The sequence below is a fragment of the Mycobacterium sp. WUMAC-067 genome (assembly GCF_020217485.1).
Lineage (GTDB): Bacteria > Actinomycetota > Actinomycetes > Mycobacteriales > Mycobacteriaceae > Mycobacterium.
Genome location: NZ_JAEKMI010000001.1, coordinates 177,834 through 202,392 on the forward strand (window position 1 = coordinate 177,834; position 24,559 = coordinate 202,392).

The 24,559-nt window shown below is 68.0% G+C and carries 24 protein-coding genes and 1 pseudogene; 23 read left to right on the plus strand and 2 right to left on the minus strand.

Annotation, left to right across the window (positions count from 1 at the left end):
- Nucleotides 1–4: 4 nt before the first annotated feature.
- From JF781_RS00925 to nuoN, 23 genes and pseudogenes are all read left to right on the plus strand, one after another.
- Nucleotides 5–109, plus strand: a pseudogene (locus JF781_RS00925) (sirohydrochlorin chelatase); the annotation flags it as partial.
- A 2-nt stretch (nt 110–111) separates the two neighbouring features.
- The gene (locus JF781_RS00930; RefSeq protein ID WP_225326575.1) at nt 112–1,317 is read left to right on the plus strand and encodes a CaiB/BaiF CoA-transferase family protein; all 1,206 of its coding nucleotides are present in this window, start codon (nt 112–114) and stop codon (nt 1,315–1,317) included.
- Nucleotides 1,314–2,222 (plus strand): hydroxymethylglutaryl-CoA lyase, encoded by a 909-nt coding sequence (locus JF781_RS00935; protein WP_225326408.1) that lies wholly within the window; start codon nt 1,314–1,316, stop codon nt 2,220–2,222. The genes JF781_RS00930 and JF781_RS00935 overlap by 4 nt, the downstream gene beginning before the upstream one ends.
- Before the next feature lie 14 nt (nt 2,223–2,236).
- On the plus strand, nt 2,237–2,860 hold the full coding sequence (locus JF781_RS00940) for a TetR/AcrR family transcriptional regulator (RefSeq protein WP_225326407.1): 624 nt from the start codon (nt 2,237–2,239) through the stop codon (nt 2,858–2,860).
- Nucleotides 2,861–2,870: 10 nt separating this feature from the next.
- Entirely contained in the window at nt 2,871–4,109 is a 1,239-nt protein-coding gene (locus tag JF781_RS00945) for an acyl-CoA dehydrogenase family protein (RefSeq protein ID WP_225326406.1), read from the plus strand.
- The gene (locus JF781_RS00950) at nt 4,106–5,491 is read left to right on the plus strand and encodes a phosphotransferase family protein (RefSeq protein WP_225326405.1); all 1,386 of its coding nucleotides are present in this window, start codon (nt 4,106–4,108) and stop codon (nt 5,489–5,491) included. The genes JF781_RS00945 and JF781_RS00950 overlap by 4 nt, the downstream gene beginning before the upstream one ends.
- A 10-nt stretch (nt 5,492–5,501) precedes the next feature.
- A complete protein-coding gene (locus tag JF781_RS00955; protein WP_225326404.1) occupies nt 5,502–5,915 on the plus strand; it encodes a nuclear transport factor 2 family protein in 414 nt (137 codons plus the stop codon).
- A gap of 32 nt (nt 5,916–5,947) precedes the next feature.
- Nucleotides 5,948–6,484 (plus strand): YceI family protein, encoded by a 537-nt coding sequence (locus tag JF781_RS00960; protein ID WP_225326403.1) that lies wholly within the window; start codon nt 5,948–5,950, stop codon nt 6,482–6,484.
- A 53-nt stretch (nt 6,485–6,537) separates the two neighbouring features.
- Nucleotides 6,538–6,951: a hypothetical protein gene (locus JF781_RS00965; RefSeq protein ID WP_225326402.1), complete on the plus strand. Its 414-nt coding sequence runs from the start codon at nt 6,538–6,540 to the stop codon at nt 6,949–6,951.
- A gap of 306 nt (nt 6,952–7,257) precedes the next feature.
- A complete protein-coding gene (locus JF781_RS00970) occupies nt 7,258–7,635 on the plus strand; it encodes an NADH-quinone oxidoreductase subunit A (RefSeq protein ID WP_225326574.1) in 378 nt (125 codons plus the stop codon).
- Nucleotides 7,636–7,643: 8 nt separating this feature from the next.
- Nucleotides 7,644–8,198 (plus strand): NADH-quinone oxidoreductase subunit B family protein, encoded by a 555-nt coding sequence (locus JF781_RS00975; protein ID WP_225326401.1) that lies wholly within the window; start codon nt 7,644–7,646, stop codon nt 8,196–8,198.
- Nucleotides 8,195–8,902 (plus strand): NADH-quinone oxidoreductase subunit C, encoded by a 708-nt coding sequence (locus JF781_RS00980; protein ID WP_225326400.1) that lies wholly within the window; start codon nt 8,195–8,197, stop codon nt 8,900–8,902. The genes JF781_RS00975 and JF781_RS00980 overlap by 4 nt, the downstream gene beginning before the upstream one ends.
- Nucleotides 8,902–10,227: an NADH dehydrogenase (quinone) subunit D gene (gene nuoD / locus JF781_RS00985; RefSeq protein ID WP_225326399.1), complete on the plus strand. Its 1,326-nt coding sequence runs from the start codon at nt 8,902–8,904 to the stop codon at nt 10,225–10,227. The genes JF781_RS00980 and nuoD overlap by 1 nt, the downstream gene beginning before the upstream one ends.
- Nucleotides 10,224–10,982 carry an NADH-quinone oxidoreductase subunit NuoE gene (gene nuoE, locus JF781_RS00990; RefSeq protein WP_225326398.1) on the plus strand — a complete coding sequence of 253 codons (759 nt, stop codon included), beginning with the start codon at nt 10,224–10,226 and terminating at the stop codon, nt 10,980–10,982. Before nuoD ends, nuoE begins: the two co-directional genes overlap by 4 nt.
- Nucleotides 10,979–12,319: an NADH-quinone oxidoreductase subunit NuoF gene (nuoF, locus tag JF781_RS00995; RefSeq protein ID WP_225326397.1), complete on the plus strand. Its 1,341-nt coding sequence runs from the start codon at nt 10,979–10,981 to the stop codon at nt 12,317–12,319. The genes nuoE and nuoF overlap by 4 nt, the downstream gene beginning before the upstream one ends.
- Before the next feature lie 7 nt (nt 12,320–12,326).
- A complete protein-coding gene (locus JF781_RS01000) occupies nt 12,327–14,744 on the plus strand; it encodes an NADH-quinone oxidoreductase subunit G (protein ID WP_225326396.1) in 2,418 nt (805 codons plus the stop codon).
- An 8-nt stretch (nt 14,745–14,752) separates the two neighbouring features.
- Nucleotides 14,753–16,024 (plus strand): NADH-quinone oxidoreductase subunit NuoH, encoded by a 1,272-nt coding sequence (gene nuoH / locus JF781_RS01005; protein ID WP_225326573.1) that lies wholly within the window; start codon nt 14,753–14,755, stop codon nt 16,022–16,024.
- A complete protein-coding gene (nuoI, locus tag JF781_RS01010) occupies nt 16,017–16,562 on the plus strand; it encodes an NADH-quinone oxidoreductase subunit NuoI (RefSeq protein WP_225326395.1) in 546 nt (181 codons plus the stop codon). Before nuoH ends, nuoI begins: the two co-directional genes overlap by 8 nt.
- On the plus strand, nt 16,559–17,383 hold the full coding sequence (locus JF781_RS01015) for an NADH-quinone oxidoreductase subunit J (RefSeq protein ID WP_225326394.1): 825 nt from the start codon (nt 16,559–16,561) through the stop codon (nt 17,381–17,383). Before nuoI ends, JF781_RS01015 begins: the two co-directional genes overlap by 4 nt.
- On the plus strand, nt 17,380–17,679 hold the full coding sequence (gene nuoK / locus JF781_RS01020) for an NADH-quinone oxidoreductase subunit NuoK (RefSeq protein WP_008259456.1): 300 nt from the start codon (nt 17,380–17,382) through the stop codon (nt 17,677–17,679). Before JF781_RS01015 ends, nuoK begins: the two co-directional genes overlap by 4 nt.
- Before the next feature lie 10 nt (nt 17,680–17,689).
- The gene (gene nuoL, locus JF781_RS01025) at nt 17,690–19,585 is read left to right on the plus strand and encodes an NADH-quinone oxidoreductase subunit L (RefSeq protein ID WP_225326393.1); all 1,896 of its coding nucleotides are present in this window, start codon (nt 17,690–17,692) and stop codon (nt 19,583–19,585) included.
- Nucleotides 19,586–19,590: 5 nt separating this feature from the next.
- Entirely contained in the window at nt 19,591–21,225 is a 1,635-nt protein-coding gene (locus JF781_RS01030) for an NADH-quinone oxidoreductase subunit M (protein WP_225326572.1), read from the plus strand.
- Complete coding sequence (gene nuoN / locus JF781_RS01035) at nt 21,222–22,811, plus strand: NADH-quinone oxidoreductase subunit NuoN (RefSeq protein ID WP_225326392.1); 1,590 nt, start codon at nt 21,222–21,224, stop codon at nt 22,809–22,811. The genes JF781_RS01030 and nuoN overlap by 4 nt, the downstream gene beginning before the upstream one ends.
- 19 nt (nt 22,812–22,830) lie before the next feature.
- Here nuoN and JF781_RS01040 read toward each other — a convergent pair whose 3' ends face one another.
- Nucleotides 22,831–23,298, minus strand: a complete 468-nt coding sequence (locus JF781_RS01040; protein WP_225326391.1) for a hypothetical protein — start codon at nt 23,296–23,298, stop codon at nt 22,831–22,833.
- Entirely contained in the window at nt 23,291–24,553 is a 1,263-nt protein-coding gene (locus JF781_RS01045) for a DUF58 domain-containing protein (RefSeq protein WP_225326390.1), read from the minus strand. The genes JF781_RS01040 and JF781_RS01045 overlap by 8 nt, the downstream gene beginning before the upstream one ends.
- Between the last annotated feature and the right edge of the window lie 6 nt (nt 24,554–24,559).

A 24,559-nucleotide genomic window follows, 5' to 3' on the forward strand; every position in this document is an offset into this window, starting at 1 on the left:
GACGATGCAGAGCGCAGCGATGAGGAGGAGCGGCGCAAAATCTCCGCCGGCGACGATGCAGAGCGCAGCGATGAGGCGGGGGCACCTCCCGCTTGCGGGGGAGAGCGGCGCATCGATGTAGCGGGTCCGCTCGACGGCGTCCGGGTCCTCGAACTCGGCACGTTGATCGCCGGCCCGTTCGCCGGCCGGCTGCTGGGCGACATGGGGGCCGACGTCATCAAGGTGGAACTGCCCAAGGCCCCGGACCCATTGCGCACCTGGGGCCAGGCCGAAGTCGATGGGCAGCACGTCTTTTGGACGGTGCACGCGCGCAACAAGAGGGCCATCACCCTCGACCTGCGCCACCCCCGGGGGCGCGAACTGTTCTGTGAGCTCGTCGAGAAATCCGACATCGTGGTGGAGAACTTCCGCCCCGGCACGCTGGAAAAATGGAACCTGGGCTACGACGTGCTCAGTCAACGCAATCCGGGCATCATCCTGGTGCGCGTGTCCGGCTACGGGCAGACCGGACCCGACGCCTCCAAAGCCGGCTACGCCTCGGTCGCCGAGGCGGCCAGCGGACTGCGACACCTCAACGGTTTCCCCGGCGGCCCGCCGCCGCGGCTGGCGCTCTCGCTCGGTGACAGCCTGGCCGGCATGTTCGGCGCCCAGGGCGCGCTTGCCGCGCTGTACCGCCGCAGCATCACCGGGCGCGGCCAGGTGGTCGACGTCGCGCTCACCGAATCCTGTTTGGCCGTCCAGGAATCCACGATCCCCGACTACGATGTCGGCGGTGTGGTGCGCGGACCGTCGGGCACCCGGCTGGAGGGCATCGCCCCGTCCAACATCTACCGCAGCGCCGACGGCTCGTGGGTGGTGATCGCCGCCAACCAGGACACCGTCTTCGCCCGGCTGTGCAAGGCCATGGGGCGCCCGGAGCTGGCCACCGACGACCGGTTCGCCACGCATGTCGCACGCGGCCGCAACCAGGACGAGCTCGACAACGTCATCGGCTGCTGGGCCGCCGAACGCCAACCGGGCGAGATCATCGAAACCCTTTCCGCGGCAGGGGTGATCGCGGGGCCGATCAACACGGTCGCCGAGGTCGTCAACGACCCGCAGCTGCGGGCCCGCGACATGCTGGTCGAGCACTACGACCAGCGGCTGCAACGCAACGTCCTCGGGCCCGGCATCGTTCCCGTGCTCTCGGAATCTCCGGGCCGGCTGCGCAACGCCGGTCCCGCGCGACCCGGCCAACACAACGACGACGTCTACACCGGGTTGCTGGGCAGGACCGCCGAGGAGCTCGAGGAGCTGCGCGCCGAGGAGGTACTGTGACCACCCAGCACGTCGATATTCGCGAGGTCTCTCTGCGCGACGGTCTACAGATCGAGACGCCAATCCCGTTGCCGGCCAAGCTCGAACTGCTGGCCGCGGTCGCGGCCACCGGGGTCCGCCAGGTGGAGGCCACCGCGTTCGTCTCCCCGACGAAGGTGCCGTCGATGGCCGACGCCGCCGAGCTCGCCGCCCATCTGCACGACTACCCCGACATCGAATTCTCCGCGCTGGTCGCCAGCCCCAACGGGGCCAAGCGGGCCGTCGCCGCGGGTCTGCGCTCCATCGAGTACGTGGTGGCCGCCGACGACACGTTCAGCCAGGCCAATGTCGGGCGCACCAGCGCCGAGGCCACCAAGGCGATCGACGAGATCGTCGCCATCGCGCACGACGGCCCCACCCCCCGGGTCACCGTCGAAGTGGTGATCGCCACCGCGTGGGATTCGCCGTTCGAAGGTCCCACCCCGCCGCAGCGGGTGCTCGACATCGCCGCGGCCGCGCGCGAGCGCGGCGCCGACCGCCTGTCGATCGCCGACACGATCGGCACCGCCACCCCGGGCCGCGTGAGTTCGCTGATCGCCCAACTGCGTCCGGTCATCGGGGACATGCCGCTGGGCGGTCATTTCCACAACACCCGCGGCTCCGGGCTGGCCAGCGCGTACGCGGCGGTCAGCTCCGGGGTGACCCGGCTGGACGCCTCGGTCGGCGGCCTGGGCGGCTGCCCGTTCGCGCCGGGCGCCACGGGCAACATCGCCACCGAGGATCTGGTGTACCTGCTGCGCGATAGCGGTATCGGCGTCGACGTCGACCTGGATGCCGCCATCGCCGCGGCCGCCGTGGCGAAGTCGTTGGTGGGCCACGATCTGCCGAGCGCCCTGTTGCGCGCCGGCGACCGACGGAGACATTGAGTGCGGGGGAACTGATGTCCGCCCCGGAGGCAACCCGCGAGCTGACCGCCAAAGGCCGCCAAACCAGGCAGGCCCTCGAGCAGGCCGCCCGTAAGCTGTTCGCCGAACGGGGCTTTCACGGCACCACGTTGGCCGACATCACGTCGGCCGCGGGAAAATCACCGGCGGTGTTCTACCGCTACTTCACCGACAAGGAAGATTTGTTGGCGGCGCTGGCGGAATCGTTCCTGCACGAGGTGGTCACACCGTCGGGGTTGAGCGTTCACCTGCCGGACTCCCCCGACGACGACGCCTTCTTCACCTCGGTGGTCACCGGTTACTGGAACATGTTCAAACAGAACATCGGCATCATGATCGCGGTGGCCCAGCTGGCCGCCACCCAGCAGCGCTTCGCCGCCGTGCAAAACGAATTCCGGCGCTTCGGCATGGATCTCGTGGCGGCGTCGGTGCGCCGCGCCCAGGATCAGGGATACGGCGCCGAGCTGCATCCCCAGCACACCGCGGCGGCCATCGCCTTGCTCTTCGAGAACTTCACCACCGTCTTCGTCGGCCCCTCCAACCTCGGCATCAAGATCAGCGACAAGGACGCCATCGCCACCCTGTCGACGATCTGGAAGAAAACTCTGTACGGCGCGTAAGGAGATACTTGTGGATTTCACGCTGCCCGAACACCTTCCGGGTGTGCTCGCCGAGATGGACGAGTTCATCGAGGCGGAGATCAAACCGCTGGAACGCGAGAACATCCAGTATTTCGACCAGCGCCGCGAACACGCGCGCACCGATTGGGACAACGACGGCATCCCGACCCGCGAGTGGGAGGACCTGCTCGCCGAGATGCGCAGGCGCGCCGACAGGGCGGGCTGGCTGCGCTACGGCTTGCCGGCCTCGCTGGGCGGTCGCGACGGCAGCAACGTCGACATGGCCGTCATCCGGGAACACCTGGCGCACAAGGGCCTTGGCCTGCACAACGATCTGCAGAACGAGTCGTCGATCGTCGGGAATTTCCCGCAGGTGATCATGATGGAGCGCTTCGGCACCGATGAGCAGCGTCGGGTGTGGTCGGAGGCGCTGATCACCGGCGAGCGTTCGATGGCGTTCGGGCTGACCGAGCCGAAGCACGGCTCGGACGCCACCTGGCTCGAAACACGCGCCGAACGTGACGGCGACAGCTGGGTGATCAACGGCTCCAAGCGATTCAACACCGGCGTGCACCGCGCAACCCACGATCTGGTCTTCGCACGCACCTCCGGTGAGCCCGGGGGCGCGCGCGGCATCACGGCGTTCCTGGTGCCGACCGATACACCCGGATTCAAGGTTCCCTACTACTGGTGGACGTTCAACATGCCCACCGACCACGGCGAGGTCGAGCTGACCGACGTTCGGGTGCCCGCGGACGCGGTGCTCGGCGAGGTGGATCGCGGCCTGGAGGTGGCGCAAACCTTCTTGCACGAGAACAGGATTCGGCAGGCGGCCAGCAGCCTGGGCGCCGCCCAGTACTGCATCGACCGCGCCGCGGAATACGCCGGCGGCCGAACGGTGTTCGGCAAGCCGCTGTCGGTCAACCAGGCCGTGCAATGGCCGCTGGCCGAATTGCAGACCGAGGCGCAGATGGTGCGCCTGCTGGTCCAATACGCCGCCTGGCATTTGGACCGCGACCACCACATGGAGGTCTCCGACAAGGTGTCGATGGCGAATTACCGCGCCAACCGGCTGGTCTGCGACGCCGCCGATCGCGCCATGCAGATCTTCGGCGGGCTCGGGTACAGCCGGCACGAACCGTTCGAGCACATCTACCGACACCACCGTCGTTACCGGATCACCGAGGGCGCCGAAGAGATCCAGATTCGCCGGGTGGCGCAGCGGCTGTTCAAATTCGGCCGAAAATGATGCACGACGAGACGGCCGAGCTGACGGCCAAACTCGCCGCCGTGCTCACGTCGGCCATCGGCGCCGACACGGCGGTCGAGAACCTGCGCGCGCTGACGGGCGGCGCCAGCCGGACCACCTGGGCTTTCGAGGCCGTCACCGGCGGGCAACGCCGCTCGCTGATCTTGCGCACCGGGCCGCCCGACGACGTGCATGCCGGCATGGAACTCGAGGCCCGGTCACAGGCCGCCGCCGCGGCCGCGGGCGCGCCGGTCCCCCACGTCCTGATCGCCGACAATTCGCCTGCCGCACTGGGCAATCCGTTTCTGATCTGCGACGAGATCAAGGGCGAGACCATCGTGCGGCGCATCCAACGCCAGCTCGACGCCGCCGACGGGCAGGCGGGCCGCGCTCGATTGCTGCAGCAGTGCGCGCGGGCGGCGGCCGCCATTCACCGCGCCGACCCCCACGTTGCCGGGATCACCCACGAGGACCAACTCGACGAATGGCGCCAGCGCCTCGACGACATGGGCGATACCACCGCCACCTTCGAATGGGCGTTTCGCTGGCTGGGCGCCCACCGGCCCGAACCTTCGCCGACGGTGCTGGTGCACGGCGACTTCCGGATGGGCAACCTCATCGTCGACGGATCGAACCTTGCCGCGGTGCTGGATTGGGAGCTCGTGCACGCCGGCCAGGCGTACGAAGACCTGGCGTGGTTCTGCATCCGGGCCTGGCGATTCGGCGCCCCGGCCGGCCTCGGCGCCGGCGGCCTCGGCAGCATCGAGAGCTTCCTGCGGGCCTACGAGCAGGCCAGCGCAACTACCGTCGACCGGGTGGCGTTTCACTGGTGGCTGGTGCTGGCCACGCTGCGCTGGGGTGTCATCTGCCGATTCCAGGCGGAACGGCATCTGAGCGGCCAGCACCGTTCGGTCGAGCTGGCCACCATCGGGCGGCGCGTCTGCGAGACGGAGTGGGACCTGCTCAACCTGCTCGCGCCCGCCGACGATGCGCGCCGCGCGGCGGCGCGAGGAGGAGGCGGGCAATCGGGGCCGGGCCGCGCCGTGATCGGCGCGCACGGCCGCCCGCTGGCGGCCGAACTCGTGGCCGCGGTGGCCGAATTCCTGGAGACCGACGTGCGGTCGGCGACCGACGGCCAGGTCAACTTTCACGCCAGGGTGGCGGCCAACGCGTTGCGCATCGTCGAGCGCGAACTGCTCGACGACAACGAGGCCGAATCCCGCGCGGCGCTGTCCGGGTTGGGCGTCGCCGACGAGGAACAGCTTGCCGCCGCGATCCGGTCCGGCGAGATGGACGCCCGAGCGGCCGACGTCACGGCCTGCCTGCGAACCCTGGTACGGCGCCGGCTCGCCGTCGCCCACCCCGGATACGACAGCGAATAGGAGCCGTGCCATGCCCGCTTCCCGCGCAGAAGCGGTCGTCGAGGCCGCCAACCGCCTGTTCACCGCGATCGAGCGAAGCGATGTCGCGGCGGTCGAGGCGATGTGGAGCGACGACATCGCGGTGTGGCGCGTCGGCTCGCGCCGCGACCCCCTCCAAACAGACGACAAGGCCCGGGCGATGCGGGTCATCGGCTGGTTCATCGGCGCGACCACGCAGCGCCGCTACGAGATTCTCGACCGGCAGTTCTTCGATGACGGCTCGGCTCAAGGCTTCGTCCAGCAGCACGTCCTGCACGCCACCGGGCATGCGGGGCAATCGATCTCGCTGCGGGTCTGCATCGTGATCAGGGTGGGCAGTCACGGCCTCATCGAACGCATCGACGAATATTTCGATCCCGCCGGGATCGCGCCGTTGATGGATTGAGGCTAGATTCGCCACAAGGCATGGGGGTGACGATGACGACTTTGGAGACACTGCTTCACGATCCCGACATGGCCGGCGCGTGGAACCTGGTTCCGGATCGCTCGGCCATCACGTTCAAGGTCGGCAACATGTGGGGGCTGGTGAACGTCAAAGGCCGCTTCACCGACTTCACCGGTGACGGCCAACTGACCGGCCAGGGAGCGGTTTTCGGGCGCGTCGACATCCGGGCCGCATCACTGGACACCGGGATCGGCCTTCGCGACAAACACCTGCGGTCGCCCGACTTCTTCGACGTCGACCGGTTCGGGGAGATCAACGTCGTCGTCACCGCGCTGCACCCGACGACGGGCAAGGCGGCCGACGTTCGGGCCAACTTCACCATCAAGGGCATCACCGCGGAGCTGCCGCTGCCCGTCACGATCTCCGAGCTCGACGACGGCTCGATCCGGATCGCCGGCGAAACCACCCTCGATCGGGGCCGTTTCGACCTGGGTTGGAACCGGCTCGGCATGATGAGCTCGACGGTGACCGCGGCGGCGGAGGCCATCTTCGTGCGCGAATCGCATTGAGATTTCCGCGGGCACCCCGCTAAACCCGCGGCGACCCCAGTAGCATCTGCACCGTGGCCGACTCCACCCCCCAATCCAGCGTCGCCCTGCGGATCCTCGTCTACAGCAGCAACGCCCACACCCGCGAACGGGTGATGCGCGCGCTGGGCAAGCAGCTGCACCCGGATTTGCCCGAGTTGAGCTACGTCGAGGTGGCGACCGGCCCGATGGTGGTGCGGACAATGGACCAGGGCGGCATCGACTTGGCCATCCTGGACGGCGAAGCGACCCCGACGGGCGGCATGGGAATCGCGAAACAGCTCAAGGACGAACTCGAGACCTGCCCGCCGCTGGTCGTGCTCACCGGGCGTCCCGACGATGCGTGGTTGGCGTCCTGGTCGCGCGCCGAGGGCGCGGTGCCGCACCCCATCGACCCCATCCTGCTGGGCCGCACCGTCCTCAATTTGCTGCGAACCCCGGTTCGCTGACCCACGCGAAGCCGCGCCCTGCCGCGGCTTTTGCCCTCCGGTGACCGCCTGCGGCGGTCCTGACCGCGTGGGCGCCGCCTCCCGCCGTTGATCCCGGCGCGCGTCCCGAACGCGTCGCCTCCCGAGTTCGCGCAGCACAGCACGCGCGCGGTGGCCCAATACTGCAAAACGCCCACCCCGGGCAAGCGCACCGCACGCCGCGACGCTATGTTGAAGATCACTGTGACGGGCTTCAGACCCAGTTCGTCACAGCAGCCCGGTTACCGCCTGGCCGCCGCAGGCGGCTCGTACGGATCATGGAGCGAATTGAACGTCTACATACCCATCCTGGTGCTCGGTGCGATTGCCGCCGCCTTTGCCGTGGGCTCGGTGGTGATCGCGAGCCTGGCCGGCCCGTCACGTTTCAACAAGTCGAAGATGGCGGCGTACGAGTGTGGAATCGAACCCACCGCGACCCCGGTGAGCGGCCCACAGGCGACGGCGGGACAGCGGTTTCCGGTGAAGTACTACCTGACCGCGATGCTTTTTATCGTCTTCGACATCGAGATCGTGTTCCTGTATCCGTGGGCGGTCAGCTACGACGCGCTGGGCACGTTCGCTCTGGTCGAAATGGTGGTGTTCATGCTCACGGTTTTCGTGGCCTACGCCTATGTGTGGCGCCGCGGCGGCCTGACGTGGGATTGAGGTAAGACGTGGGTCTTGAGGAACAGCTGCCCGGCGGGATTCTGCTGTCCACGGTCGAGAAGGTGGCGGGCTACGTCCGCAAGAACTCGCTGTGGCCGGCGACGTTCGGGTTGGCCTGCTGCGCCATCGAGATGATGGCAACCGCCGGGCCAAGATTCGACATCGCGCGGTTCGGCATGGAGCGCTTCTCGGCCACCCCGCGGCAGGCCGACCTGATGATCGTCGCCGGGCGGGTCAGCCAGAAGATGGCACCGGTGCTGCGCCAGATCTATGACCAGATGGCCGAGCCGAAATGGGTGCTGGCCATGGGCGTGTGCGCGTCGTCGGGCGGAATGTTCAACAACTACGCGGTGGTCCAGGGCGTGGATCACGTGGTCCCGGTGGACATCTACCTGCCCGGATGCCCGCCGCGACCGGAGATGCTGCTGTACGCAATCCTGAAGCTGCACGAGAAGATTCAGGACATGCCGCTGGGCGTCAACCGCGAAGACGCCATCGCCGAAGCCGAACAGGCGGCGCTGTCGGCCCGGCCCACCATCGAGATGCGCGGACTGCTGCGATGAGCTCGCCGGACCAGGACCCGAAAGAAGCAATCAGCGGCGCCGACGAAGAAGTCATCGACGTGCGCCGCGGCATGTTCGGCGTCAACGGCTCCGGTGACACGTCCGGCTACGGGCGGCTGGTGCGCGAAGTCCTGCTTCCGGGCAGCAGCCCGCGGCCCTACGGCGGCTATTTCGACGAGCTGGTCGACGGCCTGGCCGAGGCGCTGAAAAAGGGCGGCGTCGAATTCACCGACGCGATAGAAAAAGTCGTGGTGTACCGCGACGAGCTCACCCTGCACGTGCGCCGCGAGGCGCTGCCGCAGGTCGCCCAGCGCCTTCGCGACGAACCGCAACTGCGTTTCGAAATGTGCCTGGGGGTCAGCGGGGTGCACTACCCGCACGAGGCGGGCCGCGAGCTGCACGCGGTGTACCCGCTGCAGTCGATCACGCACACCCGCCGCGTCCGCCTGGAAGTGTCTGCGCCCGACGGTGATCCACACATCCCGTCGCTGTTCGGCATCTATCCGACGACCGACTGGCACGAGCGTGAGACCTATGACTTCTTCGGCATCATCTTCGACGGTCACCCGTCGCTGACCCGCATCGAAATGCCCGACGACTGGCACGGACATCCGCAGCGCAAGGACTACCCCCTCGGCGGGATTCCCGTCGAATACAAAGGCGCACAGATACCCCCGCCCGACGAGCGGAGAGCGTACAACTGATGAGCACCACCACAGAATCGACGCACGACGGCGCCGGCGAGACACTCGTGGTCGCCGGCGGCCAGGACTGGGACAAGGTCGTCGAAGCCGCCCGCAATGCCGATCCCGGCGAACGCATCGTCGTCAACATGGGTCCCCAGCACCCGTCCACGCACGGGGTGCTGCGGCTGATCCTGGAGATCGAGGGCGAGACGGTCACCGACGCACGCTGCGGGATCGGGTACTTGCACACCGGTATCGAAAAGAACCTCGAATACCGCTACTGGACCCAGGGCGTCACCTTCGTGACCCGGATGGATTACCTCGCACCGTTTTTCAACGAGACCGCCTACTGCCTGGGTGTGGAGAAACTGCTCGGCATCACCGACCAGATACCCGAGCGCGTCGACGTCATCCGCGTGTTGATGATGGAGCTCAACCGGATTTCGTCGCACCTGGTGGCCCTGGCCACCGGCGGCATGGAACTGGGCGCCATGACCCCGATGTTCGTCGGCTTCCGGGGCCGCGAGATCGTCCTGACCCTGTTCGAATCGATCACCGGCTTGCGCATGAACAGCGGCTACATCCGGCCCGGCGGCGTGGCCCAAGACCTGCCGCCCAACGCGCAGACCGAGATCGCCGAGGCCCTCGAGCCGCTGCGCCAAGTGCTGCGCGAAATGAGCGGTCTGCTCAACGAGAACGCCATCTGGAAGGCCCGCACCCAGGACGTCGGCTACCTGGACTTGACGGGGTGCATGGCGCTGGGCATCACCGGACCGATCCTGCGCGCCACCGGGCTCCCGCACGATCTGCGCAAGAGCGAACCGTACTGCGGATACGAAAACTACGAATTCGACGTAATCACCGAGGACACGTGTGATGCTTACGGGCGCTACATGATTCGTGTGAACGAGATGTGGGAGTCGATCAAGATCGTCGAGCAGTGTCTGGACAAGTTGAAGCCGGGCCCGACCATGGTTGAGGACCGCAAGATCGCCTGGCCGGCCGACTTGAAGGTGGGACCCGACGGCATGGGCAACTCGCCGGAGCACATCGCCAAGATCATGGGCGGCTCGATGGAGGCCCTGATCCACCACTTCAAACTGGTCACCGAGGGCATCAGGGTCCCTCCCGGCCAGGTGTACACCGCGGTCGAGTCGCCGCGCGGGGAACTCGGCGTGCACATGGTCAGCGACGGCGGCACCCGGCCCTACCGGGTGCATTACCGAGACCCCTCGTTCACCAACCTGCAGTCGGTCGCCGCGATGTGCGAGGGCGGGATGGTCGCCGACCTGATCACCTCGGTCGCCAGCATCGACCCGGTCATGGGCGGGGTGGACCGGTGACCGGCCCGCAGGGACAGCCGGTCTTCCTCCGGCTCGGCCCGCCGCCCGACGAGCCCAACGCGTTCGTGGTCGAGGGCGCGCCCACGTCGTATCCGCCCGAGGTGCGGGCCCGGCTCGAGGTCGACGCCAAGGAGATCATGGGCCGCTACCCCGAGAAGCGCTCGGCGCTGCTGCCGTTGCTGCACCTGGTGCAGGCTCAGGACTCCTACCTGACACCGGCGGGCCTGGAGTTCTGCGGCGAGCAGCTCGGACTCAGCGGGGCCGAGGTGTCGGCGGTGGCGAGCTTCTACACCATGTATCGCCGCGGCCCAACCGGCGATTACCTGGTGGGCGTCTGCACCAACACGTTGTGCGCCGTCATGGGCGGCGACGCCATTTTCGATGCCCTGAAAGAACATCTGGGCATCGGCAACGACGAGACGACCCCCGACGGATCGGTCACCCTGCAACACATCGAATGCAATGCCGCCTGCGACTACGCGCCCGTGGTGATGGTGAACTGGGAGTTCTTCGACAACCAGACCTGCGAGTCGGCGCGCGAACTCGTCGACTCGCTGCGTTCCGGTCAGCCCAAGCCCCCCACCCGCGGTGCGCCGCTGTGCGCCTTCCGGGAGACGTCGCGCATCCTGGCCGGCTTGCCCGACGAGCGGCCCGACCAGGGGCAGGGCGGCGCCGGTGCCGCGACCCTGGCCGGCCTGAAGGTAGCCAAGGAACACGGCATGGCTGCGCCCAGCGCGCCGGAAGGCCAGCAATGACAACCACTTCCGAGTCGTCGGGCGCCACGCCGCTCACTCCGGTGCTCAGTCGCTTCTGGGACGACCCCGAGTCCTGGACGCTGCAGACCTACCGCCGCCACGGCGGCTACGAGGCGATGAAGAAGGCGCTGGGGATGGAGCCCGACGCGGTGATCGGGTTGGTGAAGGATTCCGGGCTGCGTGGGCGCGGCGGCGCCGGCTTCTCGACCGGGACCAAGTGGTCGTTCATCCCGCAGGGCGACACCGGCGCGGCCGCCAAACCGCACTACCTGGTGGTCAACGCCGACGAGTCCGAACCTGGTACGTGCAAAGACATTCCGCTGATGCTGGCGACACCGCACGTCCTCGTCGAGGGCGTCATCATCGCCGCCTACGCGATCCGGGCCAACCACGCGTTCATCTATGTGCGCGGCGAGGTGCTGCCGGTGCTGCGCCGCCTGCAGAACGCGGTGGCCGAGGCCTACGCCGCGGGCTATTTGGGGCGTGACATCAACGGCTCGGGGTTCGATCTGGAGCTGGTGGTGCACGCCGGCGCCGGTGCGTACATCTGCGGCGAGGAAACCGCGCTGCTGGATTCGCTGGAGGGCCGACGCGGCCAGCCGCGGCTGCGCCCGCCGTTCCCCGCGGTGGCCGGCCTGTACGGCTGCCCGACGGTGATCAACAACGTCGAGACCATCGCGAGCGTGCCGTCGATCATCGGCAACGGCGTGGACTGGTTCCGCTCGATGGGAAGCGAGAAGTCCCCCGGCTTCACGTTGTATTCGCTGTCCGGGCACGTCACCCGCCCCGGGCAGTACGAGGCCCCGCTGGGAATCACGTTGCGGGAGTTGCTCGCCTACGCCGGCGGGGTGCGGGCCGGTCACCGGCTCAAGTTCTGGACGCCCGGCGGCTCGTCCACCCCGCTGCTGACCGACGAGCATCTCGACGTCCCACTGGACTACGAGGGCGTGGGCGGCGCCGGCTCGATGCTGGGCACCAAGGCGCTGGAGATCTTCGACGAAACCACCTGCGTGGTGCGTGCGGTGCAGCGCTGGACGTACTTCTACAAGCACGAATCATGCGGCAAATGCACGCCGTGCCGCGAGGGCACCTTCTGGCTGGACAAGATCTACGAGCGGCTGGAGGCCGGCACCGGCACGCACGAGGACCTCGACAAGCTGCTGGACATTTCCGACTCCATCTTGGGTAAAGCGTTCTGCGCCTTGGGCGATGGCGCCGCCAGCCCCGTCATGTCGTCGATCCAGTACTTCCGCGACGAGTACGTCGCCCATGTCGAGGGCGGCGGATGCCCGTTCGATCCACGAGACTCCATGCTGACGGCGAACGGAAAGGCATGACGAGCTGATGACGAGCCTTGCCAAAACCGAGACCGGCAACGAGGCGCGCCCGCCTGAGATGGTGACACTGACCATCGACGACATCGAAATCAGCGTTCCCAAGGGCACTTTGGTGATCCGCGCCGCCGAATTGATGGGCATCCAGATCCCACGGTTCTGCGACCACCCGCTGCTCGAGCCGGTCGGCGCCTGCCGGCAGTGCCTGGTCGAGGTCGAGGGCCAACGCAAGCCGATGGCCTCGTGCACCACCGTGGCCACCGACGACATGGTGGTACGCACCCAGCTCACCTCCGAGGCCGCCGACAAGGCGCAGCACGGCGTGATGGAGCTGCTGCTGATCAACCATCCGCTCGACTGCCCGATGTGCGACAAGGGCGGCGAATGCCCGCTGCAGAACCAGGCAATGTCCAACGGGCGGGCCGATTCTCGCTTCACCGACGACAAGCGCACCTTCGCCAAGCCGATCAACATCTCCTCGCAGGTGCTGTTGGACCGCGAGCGCTGCATCCTGTGCGCGCGCTGCACGCGATTCTCCGAACAGATCGCCGGCGACCCCTTCATCGACATGCAGGAGCGGGGCGCGCTGCAGCAGGTCGGCATCTACGCCAATGAGCCGTTCGACTCGTACTTCTCGGGCAACACGGTGCAGATCTGCCCGGTGGGCGCGCTGACCGGGACCGCCTACCGGTTCCGGGCGCGACCTTTCGATCTGGTCTCCAGCCCGAGCGTCTGCGAACACTGCGCCTCCGGGTGCGCACAGCGCACCGATCACCGCCGCGGCAAGGTGCTGCGCCGGCTGGCCGGCGACGACCCGGAAGTCAACGAGGAGTGGAATTGCGACAAGGGCCGGTGGGCGTTCAATTACGCAACCCAGCCCGACGTGATCACCACTCCCCTGGTTCGCGATGCCGACGGCTCGCTGCAACCGGCGTCGTGGTCGCACGCGATCGCCGTCGCGACGCAGGGCCTCGAAGCCGCGCGCGGGCGCGCCGGGGTGCTCGTCGGCGGCCGGGCGACCTTGGAGGACGCCTACGCATACTCCAAGTTCGCGCGAATCGTCCTGGACAGCAACGACATCGACTTCCGGGCCCGCTCGAGCTCGGCCGAAGAGGCCGACTTCTTGGCGGCGCGCATCGCCGGCAGGCCGATCGCCGTCAGCTACGCCGACCTGGAATCGGCTCCGGTGGTCGTGCTGGTCGGGTTCGAGCCCGAGGACGAGTCGCCCATCGTGTTCCTGCGGCTGCGCAAGGCTGCCCGCAAACACGGGTTGCCGGTCTTCGCGGTGGCGCCGTTCGCCAGCCGGGCGCTGGACAAGATGTCCGGCCGGCTGATCAAGACCGTGCCCGGCGCCGAAGCCTCGGCGCTGGACGGCCTGGCCACCGGCGAGGTGGGCGACCTGCTGTCCACCCCGGGCGCGGTCATCATGGTCGGCGAACGTCTGGCCACCGTGCCCGGCGGATTGTCCGCGGCGGCCCGGCTCGCCGACACCACCGGCGCTCGCCTTGCCTGGGTGCCGCGACGGGCCGGTGAGCGGGGTGCGCTGGACGCCGGTGCGCTGCCCGGGTTGCTGCCCGGCGGGCGCCCGGTGGACGACGACACCGCCCGGGCCCAGGTCGCGCAGGCGTGGAACGTGTCCGAATTGCCTTCCGGCCGTGGGCGTGACGTCCACGGCATCCTGAGCGCCGCGACCGACGGAACGCTGGGCGCGCTGCTGGTGGGCGGTGTCGAGCCCGACGACTTCGCCGACCCGCAAGCGGTGCTGGCGGCGCTGGACGGCGCCGGCTTCGTGGTCAGCCTGGAGATGCGGCACAGCGCGGTCACCGAACGCGCCGATGTGGTGTTCCCCGTCGCGTCGACGACACAGAAGGCGGGCGCGTTCGTCAACTGGGAGGGCCGCTTCCGGCCGTTCGAGGCCGCGCTGCGCGGCACCGCCCAGCAGGCCGGCCAGTCCGACCACCAGGTGCTCGACGCGCTGGCCGACGAGATGGGCGTCTATCTGGGAATGTCGGACGTCGAGGTGGCCCGCCAGGAAATGGCCGCGCTACGGCACTGGGACGGCAAGCGCGCCGCGAACCCGGCCGTCGCCGCCCCGGACCCTGTCCAGCCCGGCGCGGGACAAGCGGTGTTGGCCGGCTGGCGGATGCTGCTGGACAACGCCCGAATGCAAGACGGTGAGCCACATCTGGCGGGAACGGCGCGCAAACCCGTGGTGCGGCTGTCCGCGGAGACCGCCGCCGAGATCGGCGCCGCCGACGGCGACGCGGTGACCGTCAGCACGTCACGCGGATCCGTCAGCCTGCCGCTGGTCGTCACCGACATGCCCGACCGGGTGGTGTGGCTCCCGCTGAACTCGTCGGCGTCGGCGGTGCACCGCCAGCTCGGCGTCACCCTGGGCAGCACAGTGAACATCGGAGTGGGAAAGTGACTACCGGCTTGACCGCCTTCGGGCACGACACCTGGTGGCTGGTGCTCGGCAAGGCGCTGGCGATCTTCGTGTTCCTCATGCTCAACGTGCTGGTCGCGATTCTGCTCGAACGCAAGATCCTCGGCTGGATGCAGCGGCGCCCCGGACCCAACCGCGCCGGCCCCTGGGGCGTCCTGCAGAGCCTGGCCGACGGAATCAAGTTGGCCCTCAAGGAAACCATCACCCCCGGCGGTGTCGACAAGTTCGTCTACTTCGCGGCGCCGGTCATCTCCACGATCCCGGCGTTCACCGCGTTCGCGTTCATTCCGTTCGGCCCCGTGGTGTCGGTGTTCGGCCACCGCACGCCGCTGCAGCTGACCGACCTCCCGGTCGCGGTGCTGTTCATCCTGGGGCTGTCGGCGATCGGCGTATACGGAATCGTGTTGGGCGGCTGGGCATCCGGGTCTACCTACCCGCTGCTGGGCGGGGTGCGTTCCACCGCCCAGGTCATCTCCTACGAGGTGGCGATGGGGCTGTCGTTCGCGGCGGTGTTCCTCTACGCCGGCTCCATGTCGACGTCACAGATCGTCTCCGCGCAGGACCACGTCTGGTACGTGTTCCTGCTGCTGCCGTCGTTCGTGATCTATTTGATCTCGATGGTCGGCGAAACCAACCGGGCGCCATTCGATTTGCCCGAGGCCGAGGGTGAACTGGTCGCGGGATTCCACACCGAGTACTCGTCGCTGAAGTTCGCGATGTTCATGCTGGCCGAGTACGTCAACATGATGACGGTCTCCTCGCTCGCCACCATCTTGTTCTTCGGTGGCTGGCACGCGCCGTGGCCACTGAACATGTGGGCGGGCGCCAACACCGGGTGGTGGCCGGTGCTCTGGTTCACCGCCAAGATGTGGACGTTCTTGTTCATCTACTTCTGGCTGCGGGCCTCGCTGCCCCGGCTGCGTTACGACCAGTTCATGGGACTGGGCTGGAAGCTGCTGATCCCGGCCTCGCTGGTCTGGGTGCTGATCGCGGCGGTGGTCCGCACGCTGCGCAACCAGGGGTATGCGCACTGGACCCCGGTCCTGGTGGTCAGCAGCGTCGTGTTCGCCACGGCGCTGGTGCTGTTGCTGCGAAAACCGTTCAGCGCGCCGGGTATTCGCGCGTTGGAGCGCCAGCTGCGGCGCGACGCGAAGAAACTGCCCGCCGCATCGATCTCCACACCGGTATTCCCGACGCCGCCGCTGCCGGCGACGACCCAGAAGTCGTTGGCGGCTGCGAGCAAGGAGAAAGCACGTGGCTAAATTCTTGGACGCCATCGCCGGATTCGGCGTGACGTTCGGATCTATGTTCAAAAAGAATGTCACCGAGGAGTATCCGGAAAAGCCGGGCCCGGTCATGCCGCGCTACCACGGCCGTCACCAGCTCAACCGTTATCCGGACGGCCTGGAGAAATGCATCGGCTGCGAGCTGTGCGCGTGGGCGTGCCCGGCGGACGCGATCTACGTCGAGGGCGCCGACAACACCGAGGAACTCAGGTATTCGCCCGGGGAACGCTACGGCCGGGTGTATCAGATCAACTATCTGCGCTGCATCGGCTGCGGCCTGTGCATCGAGGCCTGCCCGACCCGGGCGCTGACGATGACCAACGACTACGAGATGGCCGACGACAACCGCGCCGACCTGATCTATGAGAAGGACCGGCTGCTGGCGCCGCTGCTGCAAGACATGCTCGCGCCGCCGCACCCCAGGACCGACGGCGCCACCGACAAGGATTACTACCAGGGCAACGTGACCGCGCACGGGCTGCGGGACACCCGGCACGCCGGGGACTCCCGGTGACCGGTTTCGCGGGCCATGCCGTCACGTCAGTTCTGGCATCCAGCTTCGCCCACGACACCATCACTCGAACCTCCACCGGCGAAGCGGTGACGTTCTGGGTGCTGGGCGCGCTGGCCGTGCTCGGTGCGCTCGGCGTCGTGGTGGCGGTCAACGCCGTGTACTCGGCGATGTTCCTGGCGATGACGATGATCATCCTCGCGGTGTTCTACATGATCCAGGACGCGTTGTTCTTGGGCGTCGTTCAGGTCGTGGTCTACACCGGCGCGGTGATGATGCTGTTTTTGTTCGTGCTGATGCTCATCGGCGTGGACTCGGCGGAATCGCTGCGGGAGACGCTGCGGGGGCAGCGCGTCGCCGCGGTGGCCGCCGGTGTCGGGTTCGGCATCCTGCTCATCGCCGCCATCGGCAACGTGTCCACGGGCGGTTTCGCCGGACTGACCACCGCGAACGCCGCCGGCAACGTGGAAGGGCTGGCGGCGCTGATCTTTTCGCGCTACCTCTGGGCGTTCGAGCTCACCAGCGCGCTGCTCATCACGGCGGCGGTCGGGGCCATGGTGCTGGCGCACCGCGAGCGCTTCGAGCGCCGCAAGACACAACGCGAGCTCTCCCAGGAACGATTCCAGCCCGGCGGGCACCCCACCCCGCTGCCCAGCCCCGGCGTCTACGCCCGCCACAACGCCGTCGACGTGGCCGCGCTGCTGCCGGACGGCTCGTACTCGAAGCTGTCGGTGTCGCCGATGCTGCAGAGCCGCGGCGCCGACGGCAAGAAGACCCCGTCCCCCGAGGGGAGCCCGAGTTTGTCACAAGGCGGTGCGTCGTGAATCCCGCGAATTACCTGTACCTTTCGGCGCTGCTGTTCACCATCGGGGCCGCCGGCGTGTTGTTGCGCCGCAACGCCATCGTCATGTTCATGTGCGTCGAGCTGATGCTCAACGCGGTCAACCTCGCGTTCGTCACGTTCGCGCGGATGCACGGCCACCTGGACGGGCAGATGATCGCGTTCTTCACGATGGTGGTGGCCGCCTGCGAAGTGGTCATCGGCCTGGCCATCATCATGACCATTTTCCGTGCCCGCAAATCGGCGTCCGTCGACGACGCGAATCTACTCAAAGGCTGAAGACGCCAAGATGACTCAATACACCTGGCTGCTGGTGGCGCTGCCGTTGGCGGGTGCCACGATCCTGCTGTTCGGCGGGCGGCGCACCGACCGGTGGGGGCACTGGCTGGGCTGCGCTACCGCCCTCGCGGCGTTCGGCCTGGGCCTGAGCCTGTTGGGCGAGTTGCTCGGCCGCGCCGCCGACGACCGCGTCATCCACCAAAAGGTGTTCAGCTGGATCCCGGTCGGCCAGCTCCAGGTCGACCTGGGGATGCAGATCGACCAGCTGTCGGTGTGTTTCGTGTTGCTGATCTCCGGGGTCGGCTCGCTGATCCACATCTATTCGGTCGCCTACATGGCCGAAGACCCGGACCGCCGAAGGTTTTTCGGCTACCTCAACCTGTTCCTCGCCTCGATGCTGCTGCTCGTCGTCGCCGACAACTACGTGGTGCTCTACGTCGGCTGGGAAGGGGTGGGCCTGGCGTCCTACCTGCTGATCGGGTTCTGGTACCACAAGCCGACGGCGGCCACGGCCGCCAAGAAGGCTTTCGTGATGAACCGGGTCGGCGACGCCGGGCTGGCGCTGGGAATGTTCTTGATGTTCAGCACTTTCGGCACGCTGTCCTACGCCGGGGTGTTCGCCGGGGCTAAGGCCACGGGGCCTGAAAATTCCAGCGCGCTGACCGCCATGGGATTGTTGCTGCTGCTCGGCGCCTGCGCCAAGTCCGCCCAGGTACCGCTGCAGGCCTGGCTGGGCGACGCCATGGAGGGCCCCACCCCGGTGTCCGCGTTGATCCACGCCGCCACCATGGTGACCGCCGGGGTGTATCTGATCGTGCGGTCCAACCCGCTGTACAACCTGTCGCCCGACGCCCAACTGGCAGTGGTCATCGTGGGTGCGGTCACGTTGCTGCTCGGGGCCTTCATCGGCTGCGCCAAGGACGACATCAAGCGGGCGCTGGCGGCGTCGACGATGAGCCAGATCGGCTACATGGTGCTGGCCGCCGGCCTGGGTCCGGCCGGCTACGCGTTCGCGATCATGCATCTGCTCACCCACGGGTTCTTCAAGGCCGGGCTGTTCCTCGGATCCGGTGCGGTCATCCACGCGATGGACGAAGAGCAGGACATGCGCCGCTACGGCGGCCTGCGCGCGGCGCTGCCGATCACGTTCGCGACGTTCGGCCTGGGATACCTGGCGATCATCGGTGTGCCGCCGTTCGCGGGTTACTTCTCCAAGGACGCCATCATCGAGGCGGCGCTGGCCGCCGGCGGCGTTCGAGGTTACGTGCTGGGCGGGGCGGCGCTGCTGGGTGCGGGCGTCACCGCGTTCTACATGACCCGCGTGATGCTGATGACCTTCTTCGGTAAGAAGCGCTGGGGTCCGGACGCCCACCCGCACGAGGCGCCCGCCCTGATGACGTGGCCCATGATCCTGCTGGCGGTCGGCTCGGTGTTCTCCGGTGGCCTGCTGGCGGTCGGCGGGACCTTGGCGCGCTGGCTTGAACCGGTCGTCGGGAAACACGAGGAAGTGACCCACGCCTTCCCGGCCTGGGTACCCAGCGCCCTGGCGCTGGGTGTGGTCGTCGTCGGGATCGCGGTGGCCTACCGGCTTTATGCCACCGCGCCCATCCCCCGGGTGGCTCCGCTGTCGGTCTCCCCCCTGACGACCGCCGTCCGCAAGGACTTCTACGGCGATGCCTTCAACGAGGAGGTGTTCATGCGCCCCGGCGCGCAACTGACCCACGCGCTTGTCGAAGTCGACAACGCGGGCGTCGACGGCTCGGTCAACGCGCTGGCGGCGCTGGTGAGCCAGGCGTCAAATCGCCTGCGGGGACTGCAAACCGGCTTCGCCCGCAACTACGCGTTGTCCATGCTGACGGGCGCCGTGCTGGTCGTCGCGATGATCCTGGCGGTGAAACTGTGGTGAACTCGCTGAATTCGGTTCCGTGGCTCAGCGTGCTGTGGCTGGTCCCGCTGGCCGGCTCCGTGCTGATCATCCTCATGCCGCCCGGGCTGCGACAGCTCGCCAAGTGGACCGGACTGGTCTTCGGCGTCCTGACCCTCGCGGTCGCGGTCGTCGTCACCCTCGGGTTCAAAACCGGGGGCGCGCCGTACCAGTTCGTCGAAAAGCACCAGTGGATCCCGGCTTTCGGCGCCGGCTACACCCTGGGCGTGGACGGCATCGCGGTGGTGCTGGTGCTGCTGACCGCGGTGCTGATCCCGGTGCTGCAGGTGGCCGGCTGGAACGACGGGGGCGAACGCACGCAAGTCGATGGTGACGACCTGCTGCGCCCGGCTTCGCCGAGCTTGCAATCGTCACGCGGTGTGCACGCCTACATCGCCCTGACGCTGGCCATCGAATCCATGGTGCTGATCTCGGTGATCGCGCTGGACGTGCTGCTGTTCTACGTGTTCTTCGAAGCCATGCTCATTCCGATGTACTTCCTGATCGGCGGCTTCGGCGGGGGGCCGGGCCGCTCGCGCGCGGCCGTGAAGTTCTTGCTGTACAACCTGTTCGGCGGGCTGATCATGCTGGCCGCGGTGATCGGGCTGTACGTGGTGACCTCGCAGCACGGGTCGGGCACGTTCGACTTCCGTGAGATCGTCGCCGGTGTCGCCTCCGGACGCTACGGGGCGGACTCCGCGGTGTTCAAGGCGCTGTTCCTGGGCTTCATGTTCGCGTTCGCGATCAAGGCCCCGCTATGGCCGTTCCACCGCTGGCTGCCCGACGCCGCGGTCGAGGCCACCCCGGCGACCGCGGTGCTGATGATGGCGGTGATGGACAAGGTCGGCACCTTCGGCATGTTGCGCTACTGCCTGCAGCTGTTCCCCGACGCCTCAACGTATTTCCGTCCGCTGATCGTCGTGCTGGCGGTCATCGGGGTGGTCTACGGGGCGGTCGTCGCCATCGGCCAGACCGACATCATGCGCCTGATCGCCTACACGTCGATCTCGCACTTCGGGTTCATCATCCTGGGCATCTTCGTGATGACCAGCCAGGGCCAGAGCGGGTCGACGCTGTACATGCTCAACCACGGGTTGTCCACGGCGGCGGTCTTCCTGATCGCCGGCTTCCTGATATCGCGGCACGGCAGCCGGGCGATCGCCGACTACGGCGGCGTGCAGAAGGTGGCGCCCATCCTGGCGGGTACCTTCCTGGTCTCGGCCATGGCCACCCTGTCACTGCCCGGCCTGGCCCCGTTCATCAGCGAGTTCCTGGTCCTGCTGGGGACTTTCAACCGGTATTGGCTGGCCGCCGGATTCGGCGTCACCGCGCTGGTGCTGTCGGCCGTATATATGTTGTGGCTCTACCAGCGCGTGATGACCGGGCCGGTGGCCGCCGGCAACGAGAAGATCGGCGACCTGAGGGCGCGCGAATTGGTCGTCGTCGCACCGTTGATTGCGCTGCTGCTCGTGCTCGGGATCTATCCCAAGCCGGTGCTCGACATCATCAATCCCGCCGTCGAGAACACCATGACCACCATCGGCCAGCACGACCCCAAACCGACTGTCCCGGTGGGAAATCCCAGGCCAGTCGAAGCCCGGACCGCTGAAGGACCGCGATGACCCTCCCCACCCCCAGCATCCAGTACTTCCTGCTGTCCCCCACCCTCATCGTGTTCGGCATCGCCGTGGTGGGGGTCCTCGCTGAAGCGTTCCTGCCCAGGCGCATTCGCTACAGCGGCCAAGTGACGCTTGCCCTCGGCGGTTTGATCGCGGCGTTCGTCGCCGTCATCGCCGTGAGCCGCTCGATCAAGAGCTCCGGGCGGGCCGCGGTGCTGGGCGCCATGGCCATCGACCGGCCGACGCTGTACCTGCAGGGCACCGTGCTGCTGGTCGCGGTGATGGCGGTCATCTTCATCGCCGAACGCACCCAAACCAAAGCGGAAAGCAGGGTTTCGGTTGCGGCGGGCTCCGGCGGATCGGGTGGCCTGGACTCGTTCACCCCGCAGGCGTCCGCGGTGCCCGACAGCGACGCCGAGCGGGAGGCCGAGCGGGCGGGTGCCGCCCAGACGGAGCTCTTCCCGCTGGCGATGCTCTCGGTCGGCGGCATGATGGTCTTCCCGGCGTCCAATGACCTGCTGACCATGTTCGTCGCGCTGGAAGTGTTGTCCCTGCCGCTGTACCTGATGTGCGGCCTGGCCCGTCACCGCCGCCTGCTGTCACAGGAAGCGGCCATGAAGTACTTTCTGCTGGGCGCGTTTTCGTCGGCGTTCTTCCTTTACGGGGTGGCGCTGCTGTATGGCGCGACCGGCACGCTGCTTTTGACCGGTATCCGGGATGCGCTGGCCGCGCGCGGCGACAGCTCGCTGGCGCTGGTCGGTGTCGCGCTGCTGTCGGTCGGCCTGCTGTTCAAGGTCGGCGCCGTGCCGTTCCACTCGTGGATTCCCGACGTGTATCAGGGCGCCCCCACCCCCATCACGGGGTTCATGGCGGCGGCCACCAAGGTCGCGGCTTTCGGTGCGCTGCTTCGGGTGATCTACGTCGCGCTGCCACCGCTGCATGATCAGTGGCGGCCGGTGCTGTGGGCGATTTCCATCCTGACCATGGTGGTGGGGACCATCACCGCGGTGAACCAGACCGACGTCAAACGGATGCTGGCCTACTCGTCGGTCGCCCACGTCGGATTCATCCTCACCGGCGTCATCGCCGACAACCACACCGGCCTGTCCTCCACGTTGTTCTATCTGCTCGCCTACAGCTTCAGCACCGTGGGCGCGTTCGCCATCGTGGGCCTGATCCGCGACGACGACGGTGTCGAGGACGCCGCGCTGTCGCACTGGGCCGGGCTGGGGCAGCGCTCACCCATTGTGGGCGTGATGTTTTCGATGTTCTTGTTGGCTTTCGCCGGCATCCCGCTGACCAGTGGGTTCGTCAGTAAACTCGCCGTGTTCAAGGCCGCCGCCCAGGGGGGTGCCGCGCCCCTGGTGATCGTCGGTGTGGTCGCCAGCGGCGTCGCCGCCTACTTCTACGTGCGGGTCATCGTGTCGATGTTCTTCACCGAGGCAACCGAGGACACCCCGCACGTGGTGGCCCCGGGCATCCTGAGCAAGGCCGCGATCGCGGTCTGCGCCGCGGTCACCGTGGTGCTGGGCATCTTCCCGCAGCCACTGCTCGACCTGGCCGATCACGCCGCGCACCTGCTGCACTGAGCAAGCGTCGGGGCCGCGGTCAGGCCAGGAACGGCCGGATCGCCAACAGGTAGATCACCAGCGCCCCCAGCGGGGCGGCCAGCGGCAGCCACGGCAGCTGCAGCGGAAACGACGTCGCGGCCAGGCCGGCGAACGTAAACCCCACGGCGGCAACGGCCGTCGGCCAGCTGCTCAGCACCACCGGGGCGGCCGCGCCGAACGCATGGCGGCACACCAGGTAGGCGGTCGCACACAACCCGGAGAGCGCGACGAACACGAGCGGCGGATCGGACAGCACGACCGTCGCGACCGCCAGCAGCACGGCAACCGTCGCGGCGGAACGGAAGACCGTCCCCACGGCGACCCCAATCAGCGCCGCCACCCACGCGGCCACCGCGAAGCCGTGCGAACCGCCGGCCGCCGCCAACCCCACCATGAGCACACCGAACCCGGTCGCGAACGCGGGCGCCCCCACCCGCGCCAGCGCCCCCGTGCCACCGCTATCCACGAAGCCTCCCGCGCACCCGGCGGCGGCGATCGGGCAGCACACCCATCGACTGCTCGAGACCGCTGTCGCCTCGCCACGACACGATGTCCACACCGATGGTGGCCATGTCGCGATACATCGCGGAGCGCTGCAGCGCCCACATCCGATCGACCAACGGATCCTGGTCGTCCTCGAAGGGCGAACTGTCGAGGATGTCCACGGCCAACACGACATGGCCCCGCTTCCGCAGATCGATGAGGGCGAGCGCGAATTCGGTGTCGAGCAGCGTGGAGAACGCGATGACGATCGCCCCGGCCGGGACCGCCGCGCGGGGCGCCAATGTGCCGGTCGTTCGTTCGAATCGGTCGCCCGCGCCGAGCACGGTGTCGAGCACCCGATAGAACTGGCGCTGCCCGATGTCGGCGCCGAGCCAGCGCGGACGGTTGCCCCCGAGCGCGACGATCCCGGCCCGATCACCGTGCCGCAACGCGGTTTGCACCACTTGCGCCGCGCCCCGCACGACCCGTTCGGTCGCCGCGGTCGCCGGTCCGGCCGGCTGCCGGTACCCGTCGATCAGCACCACCACATCGGCCGCGCGGTCGGTCAACCGCTCGGTGACGTGTAGCTGGCCGCGGCGCGCGCTCACCGGCCAATTCACCGCGCGCAGTTGGTCTCCGGGCACGTAGGGACGAATGTCGGCGTATTCCACGCCGGGGCCGATGTGCCGGGTCAGGTGGGCGCCCAGCCGGTCGAGGAGTTCGGTCTGCGGGATGGGCGTCGCCTGCGGCGACGTCAGCGGAAACACGATGACCTCCGCGGCGTCGACGAGGGCTGTGCCGGTGAGCAGCCCGCCCCGGGCGGTCGCGTCGAGGCGGACCGCGATCGAGTACCGGCCCCACCGCCGCGCCGTCGCCGTGACCGTGATCTGCTGGCCCCCATCGGAATCGGGGATCTCGAGATCCATCCCGTCGACGTCCGGGATCGTGAGCCGGACGGCCGACAGCCCTTCCTCTTCGCCGGTGATCCACACCCGTAGGTGCGCCTGTTCGTTTTCGAAGCATCGCTGCGCGTCGGGCGCGCCGTGCACGCGAATTGCCGGCACCGGCCGCTGCCAGCTGATCGAACACAGCACGCCGAGCAGCGGCGCCGCGAACGCGATCAGCTGCCACCGGGCGCCGATGACGGCCGCGGCCATCGCAAACCCCGCGCAGGTGGCGATCGCCCGTGTCAATCCCGATGCACGCCAGTGGAACTCGACCCCGTGGCTTTGCGTCACGCCGGA